Here is an 18,322-nt window from a genome sequence, read left to right as displayed (position 1 = left end):
GCGGCATGAGCGATCCCAAGCATGTGAAGGTCGGCCCGGTCACCTTCGGCAACGACCTGCCCTTCGTCCTGATTTCCGGCCCCTGCCAGATCGAAAGCCGCGACCATGCGCTGTTCATGGCCGATGCGCTGGCCAAGGCGGCGGCGGATGCGGGCGTGCCCTTCATCTTCAAGAGCAGCTTCGACAAGGCGAACCGCACGTCGGTATCGGGCAAGCGCGGCGTCGGCATCGATGCGGGGCTGGCGATCCTGGCCGAGGTGAAGGCGACGCTGGGCTGCCCGGTGCTGACCGACATTCATGGCCCCGAACAGGTCGAGGCGGCGGCGCAGGCGGTGGATATCCTGCAGATCCCGGCCTTTCTCTGCCGCCAGACCGACCTGCTGATCGCGGCGGGGAAGACCGGCGCGGTGATCAACGTCAAGAAGGGGCAGTTCCTGGCCCCCTGGGACATGGCGGCGGTGGCGCAGAAGGTCGCGTCGACCGGCAATGAGCGCATATTGCTGACCGAGCGCGGCGCGAGTTTCGGCTATAATACGCTGGTCAGCGACATGCGCGCGCTGCCGGTGATGGCGGAGACGGGCTATCCGGTGGTGTTCGACGCCACCCATTCGGTGCAGCAGCCCGGCGGACTGGGATCGGCCTCCGGTGGCCAGCGCGACTATGCGCCGCTGCTGGCGCGCAGCGCGGTGGCGGCCGGCGTGGCGGCGATCTTCGCCGAAGCGCATGAAGACCCGGACAATGCGCCGTCGGACGGGCCGGTGATGCTGAAGCTCGACTGGGTCGGGCCGATGCTGAAGCAGTTGAAGGCGATCGATACGGTGGTGAAGGGGTAGGTTTCCCGCTCTCCGTTCGTCCTGAGCTTGTCGAAGGAAAAGGCTGAGCGAAGTCGAAGCCTTCGCCAAGCTCAGGCAGAGGCTTCGACTTCGCTCAGCCCGAACGGAAAAAGGCCCCTAGGGTCGGGCCTGGCCGCGACCGCGGACGATCCATTTATAGGTGGTGAGCCCTTCGAGCGCGACCGGACCGCGGGCGTGGAGGCGGCCGGTCGAGATGCCGATTTCCGCGCCGAGGCCGAACTCGCCGCCATCGGCGAACTGGGTCGAGGCGTTCCACATCACGATCGCGCTGTCGACCGCATTGAGGAAGCGTTCGGCCACCGCCGCATCCTCGGTGATGATCGCATCGGTATGGTGGCTGGCATGGGCGGCGATATGGGCGATCGCCTCTTCCACGCCGTCGACCAGCCGGATCGAGACGATGGCGTCGAGATATTCGGTGTCCCAATCCTCGTCCGATGCGGCAAGCACGCGATCGTCCATCGCCTGCACCGCGTCATCGCCGCGCACTTCGCACTTGGCGTCGAGCAGCGCCTTCACCAGCGCGGGGGCATGGGCGTAGGCCCGGTCGATCAGCACCGTTTCGGTCGAGCCGCAGACGCCGGTCCGGCGCAGCTTGGCATTGAGCACCAGGCTTTCCGCCATGGCGGGATCGGCGGCGCCGTCGACATAGCTGTGATTGATGCCGTCCAGATGGGCGAGCACCGGCACCCGCGCTTCCTCCTGCACGCGCGCGACCAGGCTCTTGCCGCCGCGCGGCACGATCAGGTCGACGAAATCCGACGCCCGCAGCAGCGCGCCGACCACCGCGCGATCGGTGGTGGGGACAAGCTGCACCGCTTCGGCGGGCAGGCCGGCGGCGGCGATCCCCTCTGCCATGGCGGCGTGGATGGCGCGGTTGCTTTCCTTCGCCTCGCTGCCGCCGCGCAGGATCACGGCGTTGCCGGCGCGCAGGCACAGCGCAGCGGCGTCGGCGGTGACGTTGGGGCGGCTTTCATAGATGATGCCGATGACGCCCAGCGGCACGCGCACCCGGCTGAGTTCCAGACCATTGGGCCGCAGGCTGCTGTCGATCACGCTGCCGAGCGGATTGTCAAGCGTCGCGACCTGATCCACGCCGGCGGCCATGGCGGCGATCCGGTCCGCGTCCAGCCGCAGCCGGTCGAGCATCGCGGCGGACAGGCCATTGTCGATGCCATTGTCCATGTCGCGCGCATTGGCCGCGAGGATGGCGGGCGCCTGATCCCGCAGGGCCTGGGCCGCGCGGCGCAGCGCATCGACCTTCTGCGCGTCCCCGGCTGGCGCGAGCAGGGCGGCGGCGCGGCGCGCACGCGCGCCCATCTGCGCGATCAGCATTTCGGGGGTCTGCGTCAGGTCGTTCATCGGTAATCTCGCGCTAACGCGCGCTGCGTCAAATCCAACGCAGGTCGCGTGATCCATCTTTTGGTTGTCGCATCGTTTGAAGCGAAAAACCCGAGCTGGAGGTACTCGACTCCGGCTCGCCCACTTTTTCGCATGATGCTTCAAATCCGGCAGCGGCTTAGCACGAAAATGTCGCGGAACGGAACCCTGGCGAAGCAACGGGATTGCCGGCGGCCGACCCATGGGTCGCATATGGATCGGCCGCCGGCGGGCAAGAGAATCTTGCCTCCGTCCGCCGACCTACGCGCTGTATCGCCGCCGCACATACCCCAAAGGGGGTAAGCCTGGTTAAAATTACATATTATCCGCAATGATCAGCTGCTGATCAGCCCGACGATGCGGACGAGCTGCGACTCCCGACTGCATCCCGTCTTGTCGTAGATGCTGCGTAGCTGGACTTTGAGCGTCTCCGTCGACACCGCTCGCCGGCGGGCGATTTCCGCCCGCGACAATCCCGCCGCAAGGTGCATCGCAATATCGGCCTCGGCCGGGGTGAGGCGAAAGATGCGCATCAGCAGACGAACATGGCGATCCGTCGGCGCCCCCACCCGCGCCACCACGATCGCACGCGGGGCGAACGGCAATGACCAGGGCCGCGCCGGCAACGGATAAAATTCGAGCATGATGCCGACGCCACCCTCATCATCCGCAAGGGCAATGGGATCGGCCACGCGAGCCGGGGCATCGACCACCGCCCGCACCGACCGCAGGATCGCGCGGGTTTCATCCGCCCGGTCGCTCGCCAGCCAGCGATCGGCAAGGCGAATGCGGCTGGTCGACAGAATATCCTCGGCCCGCGGCGTCATGCCGCTGACCCGACCGGTCGCATCGAGCAGCCAGCATGCCCGGTCCATGGCCTCGAACGTGCCGGCCAGCAGCGCGAAGCCCTGTTGCTCGATTGCCCGCTGGAGCTGGACCGCCGTGCGCGCATGGCCCGCAATATGGGCGAACAGATCGCGTTGGTCCTGACTCGTCCGGCCATCCTTGCGATCGCGCAGCAGCGCCAGACCGATCATCATATCGGAACCGCGCAACAAGCGGGTCTGGCATCCGTCGAAAATGTCATAATCGGCGCACAGATCGAGATAGTCATCGCTGCGCAGGGTCTGGCGCGCCATGTCGTAATGCGCCTCGTGCACGACATCCGGCCGATTGGGGATAGCATCGGCAGCGACGCGGAAATTGAGATCGGGCGACCCCGTATCGATCACCGCCGTCTTGGCGATGATGCCGTCGTCAATATCGCTGATCCAGTTGAACGCGACCGCCCCGGGACCAAATCCGATCAATTGGCCATGCCGGGAGCCGGTCGCCTGTGCCATCGCCCGGATCGCATCGTCCCATCGATCCGGCTCAAGCGCAGCCGACAGGAAGAGATCGGCCCACGGATCATTGCCTTCGGCGTATGACGCCATGTCGAAACCCCTTTTCCCCCCGGAAAAGGCTTGCCCAATATCAAGGGCGTGTCAAATGACAGATCCCGACAAAACGGCCGGACAACGGCCATATTGATGCAGATTAGACAGATTCAGGCCGCTTTGGCCAACGCCTCTGCCTTGATGGCGTGAAACAGGCGACAGGGCGGAATGTTGCGCCATTCCAGTTCGTCGCTGACCTGATCAAACAGCGGATCCAGCAGCCGGCGGACATAACGCGAATATTGATAGACGAGGAATGCACCGCCGTTGCGCAAGATCGAGCGGGTTTCAGCGCAAATGGCGTCACCCACGCCATCGGGCAGGGTCGAGAAGGGTATGCCCGAGAGGACATAGTCCGCCTGCTGATAGCCGGCTTCCATCACGAAGCGGCGAACGTCGGCAGCCGAACCATGGACCACGCGCAGACGGGGATCACGGATTTCCGATTCCAGATAGGCCACAAAATCGAGATTGAGGTCGATCGCCAGCAGGGTCGCATCGGGATGCAGCCGTTCCAGGATCGAATGGGTGAAGGTACCCAGCCCCGGGCCATATTCGACGAACAGGCGGGTGCGCTGCCAATCGACGCCATCGAGCATGCGCGCGACCAGCGTCGGCGAGGAGGGGATGACCGAACCGATCATGCCGGGATGTTTAACGAACTGTCGGAAGAACATGGCCCACTGGCCGATAAAGGAGGTGCCTTGCCTAGGCTTCGACACCGTATTCTTCTTGTCCTTAAAGGGAGTGGAGGCCATCAATATCCGCCTGTGTGACTATTCCTCGCGGCGTCGCAAAATTGGCGGCCGCTGGCAAGCGGCATTGCGCGCCATGGCAAGGAAACGCGCGGCCAGCGGATGGGTTCACTCCATTGGCCGCGCGCTGAAGCGCTTATCCTAGCTCTCGCGGGCGCGCAGCATCCCGGGCGAGACGAAACCGATCGGATCGATCTGCATCGCGCTTTGCTTCAAGGTCGCCTGAATCTGCTCATATTCACGCTCCATTTCAGGCGTTACCGACGCCCTTGTATCGTCGAGCGCGGCTTCAAAATGGGCCATGGTGACCGCTTCGATGCCGAGTGACTGGCGCAGGGCGATGAGGCCGGCCCGGCGGGACAGATCCTCCAGATCCGCGCCGGTGAAGCGCTCGGTACGGGCCGCCAGCAGATCCAGATCGACATCCGCGGCCAGCGGCATCTTGGCGGTATGGATCGCCAGGATATGCCGTCGCCCGGCCTGGTCGGGAACGGGCACATAAATGAGCTCGTCGAACCGGCCCGGCCGCAACAGCGCCGGATCGACCAGGGTCGGCCGGTTGGTGGCGCCGATGACGACCACCGACTGCAGTTCCTCCAGCCCGTCCATCTCGGCCAGGATGGTGTTGACCACCCGTTCGGTCACCGCCGGTTCGCCCAGGCCACCGCCCCGGGCGGGGACCAAGCTGTCCAGTTCGTCGATGAAGATGACCGTCGGCGCCACCTGGCGCGCGCGGGCGAACAGGCGGGCAATCTGCTGTTCGCTTTCGCCATACCATTTGGAGAGGAGGTCGCTCGACTTGGTGGCGATGAAGTTCGCCTGCGCCTCGCGCGCGACCGCCTTGGCCAGCAAGGTCTTGCCCGTACCGGGCGGGCCATAGAGCAGGAAGCCCTTGGCCGGCCGAATGCCGATACGGCGGAAGGCATCGGGATCCTTGAGCGGCAGCTCCACCCCTTCCTTGAGGCGCATCTGCGCATCGCCCAGCCCGCCAATGTCAGACCAGCCGATATTGGGCGCCTGCACCATCACCTCGCGCATGGCGGAAGGCTGGACCCGCTTGATCGCCGACAGGAAATCCTCGCGCGTGACGCTCAGTTCCTCCAGCACATCGGGCGGGATAGTGCCATCCTCCAGATTGAGGCGGGGCATGAAGCGACGCACCGTCTCGATCGCGGCCTCGCGGGTGAGCGCGGCAAGATCGGCACCGACAAAGCCATAGGTCATGCGTGCCAGTTCGGCGAGGTCGACCCGGTCGCCGAGCGGCATGCCACGGGTATGGATGCCCAATATCTCGCGCCGGCCGCGTTCGTCGGGCACGCCGACCACGATCTCGCGGTCGAAGCGGCCGGGCCGGCGGAGCGCCTCGTCAATCGCCTCGGGCCGGTTGGTGGCGGCGATGACGACCAGATTGGTACGCGGTTCAAGCCCATCCATCAGCGTCAACAGCTGCGCTACCAGTCGCTTTTCGGTTTCCCCGGTGACCTGGCCACGCTTGGGCGCGATCGAATCGATCTCGTCGATGAACAGGATCGAAGGCGCGGCCTTGGCCGCTTCCTCGAATATCTCGCGCAGCTTCTTTTCGGACTCGCCATAGGCCGATCCCATGATCTCCGGCCCGTTGATGAGGAAGAATTCGGCCTCCGATTCATTGGCGACGGCGCGGGCAAGGCGAGTCTTGCCGGTGCCCGGCGGACCATGGAGCATCACCCCCTTGGGCGGATCGACGCCCAGCCGCTCGAACAATTCGGGATAGCGCAGCGGCAGTTCCACCATCTCGCGCAGCTGGTCGATCGTGTCCGCCATGCCGCCGACATCGTCATAGGTCACATCGGCGCGGCGGGATTCGCGTGGTTCCTCATATTCCGCGCGCAGCTCGACCTCCGTATCCGCGTCGATATGGACGATGCCCTTGGGCACGGTCGACACCACGATCAGGCGGATTTCCTGCAGCGCATAGGCGGGCGCCGCCAGCATCTGTCGCAGTTGGGGCGGCATGTCGCCCGGCGGCACCTGTTGCTGGCCGGCCGTCGCCACGACATCGCCTGCCGTCAAAGGCCGCTGGAAGAAAACCCGCTTGAGCGCATCGGGATTACCCTGAAGACGCAGGTTATTTTGTGCAGGTGCGAACACAACGCGCTGGGCCGGGCGCGGGTCGACCTTGCGGACCTGGACGAAATCGCCGGAGCCGACGCCCGCATTGGCACGCTGAAGCCCGTCGAGGCGAAGCACGTCGAGTCCCTCATCCTCCTTATAGGGTCGCACGACCCGCGCCGGCGTCGACCGCTTGCCGACGATCTCGATCATGTCGCCTTCGGCCAGTTGCAGTTCGGTCATGACGGTAAGCGGCAACCGCGCCAAACCGCGCCCGGCATCCTCCGGCCGGGCATTGGCCACCTGTATCCTGCGTCCGCTGCTCTCCTGATCGGCCATGGCCATCCCCGTCCTTGTGGTTGCGAAACGAAGATAGGTAACGCCGGGGAGGAGGGAAAGGGGGCGCCGTTCGTTTGACCGGAAACAAAAAAAGGGCCGACCCGAAGGCCAGCCCGAAAGTTTTAGGAGAGGATGCCTGAAAGGCCTTTCCTATGTGCAGTGCGGGAGGTATTATTGCAAGTGCGAAAAGAATTGGGGAGTTGCATTTTTTGCATCTTGCCATTTGTCGCATTTTCCTGCTCATTGCAGAGAGGATGCTTGAACCCGGAATGTGCGCCGCACGACAATAGGATATGATGCGACGCAGCGGACCGGCTAATAGATTTTGACCATTTATGCGTAGACTGCCGCCTCTTACGGCCCTGGAGGCCTTTGTTCAGGTTGCCCGCCTCGGCTCGGTCAAGGCGGCTGCCGAGGAGCTCGCCCTGTCGACTCCGGCGCTGAGCCGGCGCGTCCAGGCGCTGGAGCGCTTCATCGGCCGCCCCTTGTTCGACCGCAAGCATCAGGCCCTGGAGATCAATGCCGAAGGGCAGAGGCTGCTGGACGACATTGCCCCCGCGCTCGACTCCCTCAGCCAGGCGCTGGAGAATATCCAGAGTGGCGGCAACCAGTTGCGCCTGCGTCTGGCCGTGATGCCGCTCTTCGCCACGCAGCGACTATTTCCCCATCTTGGCAAGTTGCGCCAGCAACACCCCCAGCTGCACATCGACATCGAAACCACGCCCCATGCGGTCGCCCGCCTGGGCGAGGGGCTGGATGCGGCGATCGTGCTGGCCAGCAAGGATATCGATCCGGCGCTCTACGCCTATGAGCTGGATCATGAGAAAATCTACCTGATCGGCCGGCGCGAACTGGCGGAAGGCCCTCACCCGCTGCATTCACCCGAAGAGCTGGCCCAACAGACGATCCTGCTCCACCGGGACATGGCGCTGTCCTTCGATGCCTGGAAGGATGCCGCCGGCCTGCCCGACCTGCAACCGCTGGCGATCGACAATTATGATTCGGGCCAGCTGATGCTGGAGGCCGCCGCCCAGGGACTGGGCGTGGCGGTGATGCATGCGAGCCATTACGAACAATCGGGCGATCCTCGGCTGATGCGCCTGTTCCCGTCGATTCCGGTCGATAGCCCATATCGCTATTTCTTCGTCTGCCGCCCGCGTGCCCTGCAAACGCGGGCCGTGCGCATCTTCCGGGACTGGCTGGTCGCCGCGAATATCTAGGATGGAGACAAAAAAGCTATTGGATTCAATCCACTGCTTCTTTTCTCCAAGCCGTCCTTAACCTTGTTCGGGACTCTCCGTTATAGGAGACATGACTGGGGCATCATCATCTTCCGCTAGCCCGCATCACGGGCTGACCGATCGTCTTTCGCGCTGGGCCAGAGGCCTGTCAGGCAAACCGGAAGATTCCGAAACGACCGAAGAGCAGCGTGCGCGCGTCGGCGGTGCCGCCAATCGCGAGATCAATCGCCGTCGCCGCCTGTATGACGAGATCGGCGAGTTCCTCTTTGCGCATGACCTGGATCTGACGCCACTCAATTTCGGCGTGGCGCTCGACTATCTGACCGGTGCGAACATCACGGTCGAGAAGGCGGTGCGGGCCGTTCTGATGGAACGCGGCAAGATCACCAACGGGTGGATGGAGACCGTAGTCGCCAGTCAGCGCGCCGATGAGATCACGCCCGACGCCCTGGCCTCGATGCTCGACAAGGTCGAGGAGAATCTGTCCCAATTTACCGGCCTGATGACCGAATCGCGCAATTCCGCCAAGGATTATGGCGCCGCGCTGCAGGAACAGGCCAAGGGCCTGGAGGCTGGTGGCGACAATGAGCCGATCCTGTCCAGACTGGTCGGCCTGACCCGGTCGATGGTGGAAAAGACCCGCCAGGTGGAAAACCAGCTGCGCGAAAGCCAGAAACAGACCCAGACGCTCAAATCCAGCCTGGAGAGCGCCCGCCGCGCCGCCGAGCATGATCATCTGACCGGCCTGCCCAACCGCCGCGCCTTTGAAGCTGTCCTGCGCGAGGAACTGCAGCTGGCGCGCGAACGCGGCGAGCAATTGTCCGTCGCCTTTTGCGACATCGACCATTTCAAGCTGGTCAACGACACCCACGGCCATGACACGGGCGACCGGGTGCTCAAGTTCGTCGCCGGCCTGCTCTCCAAGATTTCCGACGACCGATGCCATGTCGCCCGCCATGGCGGCGAGGAATTCGTCATGCTGTTCCGCGGCAAGACGGCGGCCGAAACCTGCGAAGCGGTCGATGCGGTGCGCGAGGACCTGGCAACCCGCAGCCTGGTCAACCGCACCAATGGCGAGCGGATGGAACGGGTCAGCTTCTCCGCAGGCGTCGCCAACGTCCTTGCCTATGACGATCCGCGCGCAGCGCTCAAGGCAGCCGACCGCGCGCTGTACCTGGCCAAGGAACATGGCCGCAACCGCGTCTATCTGGCGGCCGAGGCGGACTAGTCCGCCTCACCCATCTTCAAAAATCCGGCTTCTCATAATGGGCCGGCGGGGTGATGACTTCCATCCGTTCCGACAATAGCGGACGGAAGGAGGGGCGCGACTTGAAGCCGGCATACCAGCGCTTGACCGGTTCATGCCCGGCCCAGTCGATACCGCCCAGATAATCCGCCACCGACAGATGCGCCGCCGCCGCGATGTCGGCGAGGCTGAGCGTCCCGCCGGCCATCCAGCTGCGATGGTCGAGCAGATAGTCCATATAGTCCATATGGACATTGGCCCGGCGCATCGCTTCGCGCAGGACCCGGGCATCGGGCGCAGCGCGTTCCACCAGCCGTTTCTTCATCCGCTCGTGCAGCAGCGGTCCCACGACATCGCCATAGAAATTCTGGTCGAAGAAGGCGGTCAGCCGGCGCACCTCGGCCCGGCCCGCCGCCGTGCCGGAGATCAGCGGGAATTTCTCGACCGTTTCCTCGAAATATTCACAGATCGCCTGGCTGTCGATCAGGGTGATACCCTTTTCCTGGTCGACGACCACCGGGGTCGTCCCGGCCGGATTGAGATCCAGGAACTCGTCGCGCATCTCCCAGGGGGATTCGCGCACCAGATCATAGCCAATGCCCTTTTCGCCGAGCAGCAAACGGACCTTGCGGGAGAAGGGACAGAGCGGAAATTGGAAAAGTTGCCACATATGATCTTCTGTTAGGCCCGGGCCGCGCGCCGGGAAAGGCGCAAAAACACAGAAACGCGCATAATCGCGGATCGCCCCTTTAAGTGGCGGCGCGTGGCCCCTACAACCTGCTGCAAGCGCATGGAATTTAGCGCACAGGAAAGGATAGCTGGATGTCTGACGATTTCTTCCCGGTTCCCTCTGAATGGGCCGCCAACGCCCTGCTCGACCGGGAAGGCCGCGCCGCCGACTATGCACGCTCGATCGAGGATGCCGATGCCTATTGGCTGGAACGGGCGCGGCGGCTCGACTGGATCACGCCGCCGACCAAGGCCGATGAAAGCAGCTTCAACGAGGCGGATTTCGGCGTCACATGGTTTGCCGACGGCGAACTGAACGTCAGCGCCAACTGCATCGACCGCCATCTGGCGACACGCGGCGACCAGGTCGCGATCATCTGGGAACCGGACAGCCCCGATGCGCAGGTGCGCCGCTACACCTACAAGCAGGTGCATGAGGAAGTCTGCCGCCTCGCCAATGTGCTGAAGGACGCCGGCGCGCGGAAGGGCGACCGGATCACCATCTACATGCCGATGATCCCCGAGGCGGCCTTTGCCTTGCTGGCCTGTGCGCGGATCGGCGCGATCCACAGCGTCGTGTTCGGTGGCTTTTCGCCCGAGGCGCTGGCCGGCCGCCTGGTCGACTGCGATTCGACCATCGTCATCACCGCCGACGAAGGCCGCCGCGCGGGCAAGACCGTGCCGTTGAAGGCCAATGTCGACGCGGCGCTGGCCGAGGCGCCCTGTGTTCGCAAGGTAGTCGTGGTGCGGGCGACCGGTGGCGACATCCGGATGAAGGATGGCCGCGACATCTGGCTGCACGAGGCGGCGGCGCGGGTGTCGCCCGACTGCCCGCCCGAGTCGATGAATGCCGAAGACCCGCTGTTCATCCTCTATACCTCCGGCTCCACCGGCAAGCCCAAGGGCGTGCTGCATACCAGCGGCGGCTATCTGTTGTGGGCGAGCCTGACGCATGAGCTGTGCTTCGACTATCGGCCCGGCGACATCTGGTGGTGCGCGGCCGACATCGGCTGGGTCACGGGTCACAGCTATATCGTCTATGGCCCGCTGGCGAACGGCGCGACGACGCTGATGTATGAAGGCGTGCCCAACTGGCCGACGCCGGCGCGGATCTGGGAAGTGGTCGACAAGCATCAGGTCCACACCATCTTCACCGCCCCCACGGCGCTGCGCGCGCTGATGAAGGAGGGCGACGACCATGTCCATTCGACCAGCCGCGCCTCGCTGCGCGTGCTGGGCACGGTGGGCGAGCCGATCAATCCGGAAGCCTGGCGCTGGTATCACAATGTCATCGGCGAAGGCCGCTGCCCGATCATCGACACTTGGTGGCAGACCGAGACCGGTGGCGCGATGATCGCGCCGATGCCCGGCGCCACCGACCTGAAGCCGGGCAGCGCCACCCTGCCCATGCCGGGCGTCATCCCGCAGATCGTCGATGGCGAAGGCGCGGTGCAGGAGGGGGCTACCGAAGGCAATCTGGTAATCGCGGGTAGCTGGCCTGGCCAGATGCGCACGGTGTGGGGCGACCATGAGCGCTTTTTCCAGACCTATTTCACCACCTTCCCCGGCAAATATACGACCGGCGACGGAGCGCGGCGCGACGCCGACGGCTATTACTGGATCACCGGCCGGGTCGACGATGTCATCAACGTGTCGGGCCACCGCATGGGCACGGCCGAGGTCGAGAGCGCGCTGGTGCTGCATGAAAGCGTCGCCGAGGCGGCGGTGGTCGGCTTCCCGCACGACATCAAGGGGCAGGGCATCTATGCCTATGTCACGCTGAACGCGAACGAGGAACCGAGCGACGATTTGCGCAAGGATCTGGTGAAATGGGTGCGGACCGAGATCGGCCCGATCGCCACGCCCGACGCGATCCAGTTCGCGCCCGGCCTGCCCAAGACCCGGTCGGGCAAGATCATGCGCCGCATATTGCGCAAGATCGCCGAGGGCGAAGTGTCCGCGCAGGCGCTGGGGGACGTTAGTACATTGGCCGACCCGGCCGTGGTGGATAATCTGGTCGCCAATCGTCAGGGATAGGAAAAGGCACGCCGGATAAGGAACTTATCGCGCCCGTGCGTATCCTTTCGACATAGCTGTTCGGTGCGGGCGGGGTAGTGCGCGCACCGAACAGGCGAGACTTCCGTACAAGGAGCAGCCCATGGCCCGTTACACGTCCGTCGCCCGCCTGTTGCACTGGATCATCGCGATCCTGATCCTGGTCAATCTGTGGCTGGGCTTTGCCCATGACAGCCTGCCCAAGGACTGGAAGGTGATGCCGGTCCACAAGTCGATCGGCCTGACCGTGCTGGCGCTGACGCTGGTCCGGATTGGCTGGCGACTGGCCCACAAGCCGCCGGCGCTGCCGGTCGCGATGCCGGGCTGGGAGAAGCTGGCCGCCAACCTCACCCATTTCGCCTTCTACGCCTTCATGCTGATCGTGCCGCTGTCCGGCTGGATCATGTCGTCGGCGGGCGAGCGGCCCTTGAACTGGTTCTTCCTGTTCGACGTGCCGAAATTCGGCGTGGCCAAGGGCGATGCGATCGTCGGCCTATCGCATGAGGCGCATGAACTGATCCCCTGGCTGTGGAGCGCGCTCATCATCGTCCACATCCTGGCGGCGCTGCGCCATCATTTCATGCTGAAGGACGGGGTATTGCGACGGATGCTGTGACCGCCTGCCGCTAGACCATCTCGCCGGCGAGCAGGCGCGGGAGGGCGCCGGACTGGCCGCGGGCTTCGGCCATGAAGCGGTTCTTGAGCAGGCTGGTGCGCTGCACGGCGGCAAGGCCGGCGCGGCGGACGAGCGAGGGCAGCTTGCCGGGAATGTCGAACAGACGAACCAGGCCATCCATCGCGACGCTGGTCATCATCGTGTCGAGGCCGCGCCAGCGCTGGTAGCGTGCGAGCAACTGCGCATCGCCCGGATCGAGGCCGAGGCGCATGCCTTCCACCAAGACCTCGACCAGTGCCGCCACGTCGCGGAAGCCGAGATTGAGGCCCTGTCCGGCGATCGGGTGGATGGCATGGGCGCTGTCGCCGACCAGCGCGAGGCGGGTGTCGGTGATGCGCGCGGCATGATGGAAGCCGAGCGGATAGGAGGAACGCGGGCCGGCCAGGCTGATTTCGCCCAGGAAGCCGCCGATGCGCTTCTGCATTTCGGCGAGCCATGCCCGTTCCGACAGCTTGAGCATCGCCGGCGCCTGATCGGTGGGCACGGTCCAGACCACGGCGGATCGGGTGCCCGGCAGCATCGGCAACAGCGCGAGCGGGCCGCCGACATAGAAGATTTCATAGGCGGTGTTGGCGTGCGGCACCTCATGGTCGATCGCGGTGACCATAGCGGTGTGCTTATAGTGCCAGCGGGTGGTGTTGATGCCCGCGGCCTCGCGCGTGGGGCTGTTGCGCCCCTCCGCCGCGACCAGCAGTGCGCCGTGGATCGTCGCGCCGTTCTGCAGCGTCAGGGTGACGCCATCAGCGTTGCGATCGACATGGACGGCGCGGTCGGGCTGGAAGAGGGTAAGGTTTTCAGCCTCGGCGGCGGTCTGTGCCAGCGCGACGCGCAGGTCGCGATTGGGGAACATCGTCCCCATCACGCCGTCATCCGCGTCCGGCACGAAATCGAGCGCGCCCGGCTCCAGCCCGTCGCTGACCCAGATGCGGTCGATCGGGCAGCCCTTGCCCTCCAGATGCCTGCCGACGCCGATCGCCTGGAGCATGGCATGGCTGGTCGAGCTGATCGCCGAGACACGGCCGTCGAAACCGGCGGCCGTGGCCTGCACGGGGTCGGCCGGATCGATCACGGCGCATTGCACGCCATGGCGCGAAAGAGCGATGCCCAGGGTGAGGCCAACCAGGCCCCCGCCAAGAATGACGACGTCGAAGCGTTGCATGGAGACTGTCTAGGCGCTTGAGCGCGCTTTGAAAAGCATCGCCCCCGCTTTCGGGGTGAAAGCGGGGGCGACAAATTGTCTCAGAGTCTTTTTGGAAATGCGGATCTAGATCAGAGCGTGCGCACCCAGCCGGCCGGATCGGCCACGCTGCCGCGCTGGATGCCGGTCAGTTCGGCGCGCAGGCTTTCGGTGACCAGGCCGCCATCGCCATTGCCGACGGTGAAATCGCCGTCGGTGCTCTTGACCGTGCCGATCGCCGTCACGACCGCGGCGGTGCCGCAGGCAAACGCCTCGCGCAGCTTGCCGCTGGCGGCGTCGGCGCGCCACTGGGCGAAGCTGTAGGGCTCCTCGCGTACTTCATGCCCCTTGGCGCGGGCGAGGCTGATGATCGAGTTGCGGGTGATGCCGGGCAGGATGGTGCCGGTCAGCGGCGGCGTGACGATCGAGCCGTCATCCATCACGAAGAAGACGTTCATGCCGCCCAGTTCCTCGACCCACTTGTTCTCGGCAGCGTCGAGGAAGACGACCTGGTCGCAACCATGCTTGATCGCTTCCTTCTGCGCGACCAGCGACGCGGCATAATTGCCGCCGCACTTGGCCGCGCCCGTGCCGCCGCGGGCGGCGCGAGTATAATGTTCCGACACCCACAGGGTCACGGCCTTCTTGCCGCCCTTGAAATAGGCGCCGGCGGGCGAGGCGATGACGCAGAAAATATACTCGTTCGACGGACGGACGCCCAGGAACGCTTCACTGGCGAACAGGAAGGGGCGCAGATAGAGGCTACCCTCACCAGACGGGATCCAGCCCGCGTCGATCTTCACCAACTGCTCGACCGCTTCCAGGAACAGGTCTTCCGGGATCGCCGGCATCGCCATGCGTTCGGCGGACTCGGCGAAGCGACGGGCATTTTCCTCCGGCCGGAACATGGCGACGCTGCCGTCGGCCAGGCGATAGGCCTTCATGCCTTCGAAGATTTCCTGGGCATAATGGAGCACGGCGCAGGCCGGATCGAGCTGGAACGGCTCGCGCGGACCGACGCTGTGGCTGTGCCAGCCCTGCCCCTCGGTATAGCGGATGGTGACCATATGGTCGGTGAAGAGCCGGCCGAAGCCCGGATCCTCCAGAAGTACCGCGCGCGCGTCTGCCGCCACAGCCTTGCTGCTGGGGGTGACGGTAAAGCGCGACTTCTGTTCGACGTCCATGATGAGTCTCCTTTGGGTTGGACGGGGGCGCCTATGTCACATCCCGCCCTGCGAAACAATTGGTCATATATACTGACCCATTTTAAACATAAAGAGCCAGCATGCGATCGCTGGCCCCTTCCCGTCCCAGCGCGCGCCCTGTATCGCATGCGCCATGCACTTCTTTTCGGACAATGCCACCCCGATCTGCCCGCAGGTGATGGCCGCCATCGCCGCCGCAGACCATGCCGACCATGGCTATGACGGCGACGCCTGGAGCGCGCGGCTGGACGGCGCCTTTTCCAATCTGTTCGAGACGCCAGTGAAGGCGCAATGGATCGCCACCGGCACGGCGGCGAACAGCATCGCGCTCGCCTGCCTGTGCCCGCCCTATGGCGGGGTGATCTGCCATGAGGAAGCGCATATCGTCGCCGACGAATGCGGCGCGCCGGGCTTCTACACCCATGGCGCCAGCCTGATAGCGTTGCCCGGCGTCGGCGCCAAGCTGTTGCCCGATATGGTCGAGGCACGGCTGAAGGCGATCCGCCCCGATGTGCATCAGGTGCCGGCGCGGGCGATCAGCATCACCAATGCGACCGAATATGGCATGGTCTATACGCCGGACGAAGTCGCGGCGCTGGGTGAGATCGCACGCGCCCATGGCCTGGGCTTCCACATGGACGGCGCGCGCTTTGCCAATGCGGTGGCGCATCTGGGCTGCGCGCCCGCCGACGTCACCTGGCGCGCGGGGATCGACATCCTGTCCTTCGGCTGCGTCAAGAATGGTGGCATGGTGGGAGAGGCGCTGCTGTTCTTCGGGCCGCAGGCCGATGCGCGCGCGGCGGAAGCGGCGCGCTGGCGCAAGCGGGCGGGGCACCTGTTTTCCAAGGGCCGCTATCTCGCCGCGCAGATATTGGCGATGATCGAGGATGGGCTGTGGCTGGACAATGCCCGCGCCGCCAATGGCGCGGCGCAGGCGCTGGCCGATGCGGCGACCGGGCGGCTGATGCACCCGGTGGAGGCCAATGAGCTGTTCGTCTGGCTGACCCCGGCCGAAGCGGCGACGCTGCGCGCGCAGGGCTTCGATTTCTATGACTGGGGCGAGGGTGCGGCGCGGCTGGTGACCAATTGGTCGCAGGATGCACAGAGCGTTGCCCCACTGGCCGCCGCGATCCGGGCATTGGGGCATCATGACGCCTGACGACAGCGCGCAGCGCGGGATGGAGCGGGGCGGCATCGCCCTGCCCTTCATCCTCGTCACGCTGATCTGGAGTTCGACCTGGATCGTGATCCGCGACCAGTTGGGCAGCGTACCGGCGAGCTGGTCGGTCTGCTATCGCTTCCTGCTGGCGGGGGTGGCGATGGCGGCGTTCGCCCGGATGCGCGGCGTGTCGCTCAATATCGGGCGGAGCGGCCTGGTCTTTGCCGCGCTGCTCGGCACGGCGCAGTTCGTGCTGAATTTCAATTTCGTCTATCGGGCCGAAGTCTATCTGACGTCGGGCGTGGTGGCGGTGGTCTATGCGATGCTGCTGATCCCCAACAGCATCCTGGCCTGGATCTTCCATCGCCAGCCGGTGAGCCGGGCCTTCATCGGCGGGTCGGTGATCGCGACGGCGGGCATCGCCATGATGCTGGTGCATGAATATCGCTTTGCCGGGATCGACCCGGACAAGGTGGTGTTGGGCGCAGCCTTTGCCTGTGCCGGCCTTATGAGCGCATCGACCGCCAATGTGATGCAGGGGATGGAGATCGCCCGGCGGCTGCCGATGATTGCCGTGCTGGCCTGGGCGATGCTGATCGGCGCGGGGGTCGACGCCGCCTTTGCCTGGATCACCACCGGGCCGCCGGTGATCGAGCCGCGGATCGGCTATCTGCTGGGGATAGGCTGGCTGGGGCTGGCGGGGTCGGTCGTGACCTTCCCGCTCTATTTCGGGCTGATCCAGCGCATGGGCGCGGGTCGGGCCGCCTATACCAGCGTGCTGATCCCAGTGATCGCGATGCTGATTTCGACGCTGGCCGAAGGCTATCGCTGGAGCGGAGTGGCGGTGCCGGGCGCGCTGCTGGCGATCGCCGGGATGGTGATCGCGCTGCGCGCCAAGTCGACTGTCAGAACCTGACGCCGCCGGGCTGGTAGCGCAGCTTGGCCATGTTGAGGCGGGCGATCAGGCTGCTGAGCGGTTCATGCACCGTGGTTGCGCGATCCGGTATCGCGAGCGCATTTATCCGATCGCCAAGCGTGGAAACGGCCCTGTCGATGCTTTCGATGCTGGTCATGGCAAACCCCTGTTGATGCGGTAATCCCGCTTTCGGGGCGCGCTGGTTAACAGGGCGTAAACCATGCGACGAACCGATCAGCAAGGCTGATTTTCTTCCACAAGACAGGCCCTTAGCCCTTCGACATGGGTCGGGTAAAGGGGTTTCCAATCCAGCAATCGGCGCGCCCGGCCATTGGCGACGCGGCGATTTTCGGCATAGAAAGCCAGCGCCTGGGGCGAAATATCCGCCTGTTCCAGCGACAGCATCGGCGGCAGCGGGTGACCAAGCAGATCGCAGGCCGTGGCGATCACGTCATTCTGGGCACAGGGCCGGTCGTCGGCGAGATTATAGGTGCCAGGCGGGCCATCGAAAGACGCGACGATGCCGCCGACGATATCATCGACATGGACCCGGCTGAACACTTGTCCGGGCAGGGCGACGCGATGCGCCTTGCCGGCCCGGACGCGATCAAGCGCGGAGCGACCGGGACCATAGATGCCGGGGAGGCGGAAGCGACGGACATCGGGCCGCAAGGCGCCCCATGCGAGATCGGCATGGGCGCGGGCAGTGCGGCGCCCCTGCCCCACGGGGCTGGCCTCATCGACCCAGGCGCCGGCGGCATCGCCATAGACGCCGGTCGAGGAGAGATAGCCGACCCACAGCGCCGGCGCGGCGGCGATGGCGGCGCCATAGCGGGTGAGGACGGGGTCATCCTCGCCCTCGGGCGGGACGGAGGAGAGGATATGGGTGGCGCCGGCGATGGCAGCGCGGACGGCGACCTCGTCGTCGAAGGCGATATTGTCCGCATCGGCGCTGCGGCGGACGCCGGTGACCTGCCAGCCCTCGGCCCGCAGCCGGGCGGCAAGGCGGGAGGCGCTATAGCCCATGCCGAGGATCAGCATGTGCAACATCAGCGCCCTC

General features: G+C 65.2%; 17 protein-coding genes. 8 read left to right on the top strand and 9 right to left on the bottom strand.

The window, feature by feature from the left end:
* Positions 1-5 precede the first annotated feature (5 nt).
* The gene (kdsA, locus tag PMI04_RS01405) at positions 6-833 is read left to right on the top strand and encodes a 3-deoxy-8-phosphooctulonate synthase (protein ID WP_007706803.1); all 828 of its coding nucleotides are present in this window, start codon (positions 6-8) and stop codon (positions 831-833) included.
* A 117-nt stretch (positions 834-950) separates the two neighbouring features.
* On the opposite strand, the gene PMI04_RS01400 is transcribed toward kdsA, so the two are convergent.
* The 3 genes from PMI04_RS01400 to PMI04_RS01390 form a co-directional block, all read right to left on the bottom strand.
* Entirely contained in the window at positions 951-2,216 is a 1,266-nt protein-coding gene (locus PMI04_RS01400) for a glutamate-5-semialdehyde dehydrogenase (RefSeq protein WP_007706798.1), read from the bottom strand.
* Between the two features lie 353 nt (positions 2,217-2,569).
* Positions 2,570-3,670 carry a helix-turn-helix transcriptional regulator gene (locus tag PMI04_RS01395; protein WP_007706796.1) on the bottom strand — a complete coding sequence of 367 codons (1,101 nt, stop codon included), beginning with the start codon at positions 3,668-3,670 and terminating at the stop codon, positions 2,570-2,572.
* 113 nt (positions 3,671-3,783) lie between these two features.
* Positions 3,784-4,350, bottom strand: a complete 567-nt coding sequence (locus PMI04_RS01390; protein ID WP_238535882.1) for a methyltransferase domain-containing protein — start codon at positions 4,348-4,350, stop codon at positions 3,784-3,786.
* On the opposite strand from PMI04_RS01390, the gene PMI04_RS01385 reads away from it, so the two are divergent.
* Complete coding sequence (locus PMI04_RS01385) at positions 4,301-4,573, top strand: hypothetical protein (RefSeq protein ID WP_238535884.1); 273 nt, start codon at positions 4,301-4,303, stop codon at positions 4,571-4,573. The genes PMI04_RS01390 and PMI04_RS01385 overlap by 50 nt on opposite strands.
* Here PMI04_RS01385 and PMI04_RS01380 read toward each other — a convergent pair.
* On the bottom strand, positions 4,570-6,858 hold the full coding sequence (locus PMI04_RS01380; RefSeq protein WP_193378287.1) for a CDC48 family AAA ATPase: 2,289 nt from the start codon (positions 6,856-6,858) through the stop codon (positions 4,570-4,572). The genes PMI04_RS01385 and PMI04_RS01380 overlap by 4 nt on opposite strands.
* Before the next feature lie 335 nt (positions 6,859-7,193).
* On the opposite strand from PMI04_RS01380, the gene PMI04_RS01375 reads away from it, so the two are divergent.
* Together PMI04_RS01375 and PMI04_RS01370 are read left to right on the top strand one after the other, a co-directional pair.
* Positions 7,194-8,078: a LysR substrate-binding domain-containing protein gene (locus PMI04_RS01375; RefSeq protein WP_007706770.1), complete on the top strand. Its 885-nt coding sequence runs from the start codon at positions 7,194-7,196 to the stop codon at positions 8,076-8,078.
* 91 nt (positions 8,079-8,169) lie between these two features.
* Complete coding sequence (locus tag PMI04_RS01370; RefSeq protein WP_007706766.1) at positions 8,170-9,327, top strand: GGDEF domain-containing protein; 1,158 nt, start codon at positions 8,170-8,172, stop codon at positions 9,325-9,327.
* Positions 9,328-9,343: 16 nt separating this feature from the next.
* On the opposite strand, the gene PMI04_RS01365 is transcribed toward PMI04_RS01370, so the two are convergent.
* A complete protein-coding gene (locus PMI04_RS01365) occupies positions 9,344-10,015 on the bottom strand; it encodes a glutathione S-transferase family protein (protein WP_007706764.1) in 672 nt (223 codons plus the stop codon).
* Between the two features lie 152 nt (positions 10,016-10,167).
* Here PMI04_RS01365 and acs point away from each other — a divergent pair, with 152 nt between their 5' ends.
* Both acs and PMI04_RS01355 read left to right on the top strand, forming a co-directional pair.
* A complete protein-coding gene (gene acs, locus PMI04_RS01360; RefSeq protein WP_007706760.1) occupies positions 10,168-12,111 on the top strand; it encodes an acetate--CoA ligase in 1,944 nt (647 codons plus the stop codon).
* Between the two features lie 121 nt (positions 12,112-12,232).
* The gene (locus PMI04_RS01355) at positions 12,233-12,745 is read left to right on the top strand and encodes a cytochrome b (RefSeq protein ID WP_007706759.1); all 513 of its coding nucleotides are present in this window, start codon (positions 12,233-12,235) and stop codon (positions 12,743-12,745) included.
* Between the two features lie 10 nt (positions 12,746-12,755).
* On the opposite strand, the gene PMI04_RS01350 is transcribed toward PMI04_RS01355, so the two are convergent.
* Entirely contained in the window at positions 12,756-13,964 is a 1,209-nt protein-coding gene (locus PMI04_RS01350) for an FAD-dependent monooxygenase (protein WP_007706756.1), read from the bottom strand.
* 110 nt (positions 13,965-14,074) lie between these two features.
* A complete protein-coding gene (locus PMI04_RS01345; protein ID WP_007706753.1) occupies positions 14,075-15,166 on the bottom strand; it encodes a branched-chain amino acid aminotransferase in 1,092 nt (363 codons plus the stop codon).
* Between the two features lie 154 nt (positions 15,167-15,320).
* Here PMI04_RS01345 and PMI04_RS01340 point away from each other — a divergent pair, with 154 nt between their 5' ends.
* The gene (locus PMI04_RS01340; protein ID WP_007706750.1) at positions 15,321-16,346 is read left to right on the top strand and encodes a beta-eliminating lyase-related protein; all 1,026 of its coding nucleotides are present in this window, start codon (positions 15,321-15,323) and stop codon (positions 16,344-16,346) included.
* The gene (locus PMI04_RS01335; protein WP_007706746.1) at positions 16,336-17,262 is read left to right on the top strand and encodes an EamA family transporter; all 927 of its coding nucleotides are present in this window, start codon (positions 16,336-16,338) and stop codon (positions 17,260-17,262) included. The genes PMI04_RS01340 and PMI04_RS01335 overlap by 11 nt, the downstream gene beginning before the upstream one ends.
* Here PMI04_RS01335 and PMI04_RS01330 read toward each other — a convergent pair.
* A complete protein-coding gene (locus PMI04_RS01330; protein ID WP_007706745.1) occupies positions 17,252-17,419 on the bottom strand; it encodes a hypothetical protein in 168 nt (55 codons plus the stop codon). The genes PMI04_RS01335 and PMI04_RS01330 overlap by 11 nt on opposite strands.
* A 77-nt stretch (positions 17,420-17,496) precedes the next feature.
* Positions 17,497-18,312 carry a hypothetical protein gene (locus tag PMI04_RS01325; RefSeq protein WP_007706743.1) on the bottom strand — a complete coding sequence of 272 codons (816 nt, stop codon included), beginning with the start codon at positions 18,310-18,312 and terminating at the stop codon, positions 17,497-17,499.
* Positions 18,313-18,322: the final 10 nt, after the last annotated feature.

Origin of the sequence: Sphingobium sp. AP49 (assembly GCF_000281715.2) — a bacterium.
Classification (GTDB): domain Bacteria; phylum Pseudomonadota; class Alphaproteobacteria; order Sphingomonadales; family Sphingomonadaceae; genus Sphingobium.
The sequence above is the reverse complement of the archived record's forward strand: the minus strand, read 5'-3'. Positions and strand labels throughout refer to the sequence as shown.

Excerpts from the sequence above, each read along its gene's own strand:
- kdsA (WP_007706803.1), top strand. The coding sequence starts at position 6 with ATGAGCGATCCCAAGCATGTGAAGGTCGGCCCGGTCACCTTCGGCAAC.
- PMI04_RS01400 (WP_007706798.1), bottom strand. The coding sequence starts at position 2,216 with ATGAACGACCTGACGCAGACCCCCGAAATGCTGATCGCGCAGATGGGC.
- PMI04_RS01395 (WP_007706796.1), bottom strand. The coding sequence starts at position 3,670 with ATGGCGTCATACGCCGAAGGCAATGATCCGTGGGCCGATCTCTTCCTG.
- PMI04_RS01385 (WP_238535884.1), top strand. The coding sequence starts at position 4,301 with ATGACCGAACCGATCATGCCGGGATGTTTAACGAACTGTCGGAAGAAC.
- PMI04_RS01390 (WP_238535882.1), bottom strand. The coding sequence starts at position 4,350 with ATGTTCTTCCGACAGTTCGTTAAACATCCCGGCATGATCGGTTCGGTC.
- PMI04_RS01380 (WP_193378287.1), bottom strand. The coding sequence starts at position 6,858 with ATGGCCGATCAGGAGAGCAGCGGACGCAGGATACAGGTGGCCAATGCC.
- PMI04_RS01375 (WP_007706770.1), top strand. The coding sequence starts at position 7,194 with ATGCGTAGACTGCCGCCTCTTACGGCCCTGGAGGCCTTTGTTCAGGTT.
- PMI04_RS01370 (WP_007706766.1), top strand. The coding sequence starts at position 8,170 with ATGACTGGGGCATCATCATCTTCCGCTAGCCCGCATCACGGGCTGACC.
- PMI04_RS01365 (WP_007706764.1), bottom strand. The coding sequence starts at position 10,015 with ATGTGGCAACTTTTCCAATTTCCGCTCTGTCCCTTCTCCCGCAAGGTC.
- acs (WP_007706760.1), top strand. The coding sequence starts at position 10,168 with ATGTCTGACGATTTCTTCCCGGTTCCCTCTGAATGGGCCGCCAACGCC.
- PMI04_RS01355 (WP_007706759.1), top strand. The coding sequence starts at position 12,233 with ATGGCCCGTTACACGTCCGTCGCCCGCCTGTTGCACTGGATCATCGCG.
- PMI04_RS01350 (WP_007706756.1), bottom strand. The coding sequence starts at position 13,964 with ATGCAACGCTTCGACGTCGTCATTCTTGGCGGGGGCCTGGTTGGCCTC.
- PMI04_RS01345 (WP_007706753.1), bottom strand. The coding sequence starts at position 15,166 with ATGGACGTCGAACAGAAGTCGCGCTTTACCGTCACCCCCAGCAGCAAG.
- PMI04_RS01340 (WP_007706750.1), top strand. The coding sequence starts at position 15,321 with ATGCACTTCTTTTCGGACAATGCCACCCCGATCTGCCCGCAGGTGATG.
- PMI04_RS01335 (WP_007706746.1), top strand. The coding sequence starts at position 16,336 with ATGACGCCTGACGACAGCGCGCAGCGCGGGATGGAGCGGGGCGGCATC.
- PMI04_RS01330 (WP_007706745.1), bottom strand. The coding sequence starts at position 17,419 with ATGACCAGCATCGAAAGCATCGACAGGGCCGTTTCCACGCTTGGCGAT.
- PMI04_RS01325 (WP_007706743.1), bottom strand. The coding sequence starts at position 18,312 with ATGTTGCACATGCTGATCCTCGGCATGGGCTATAGCGCCTCCCGCCTT.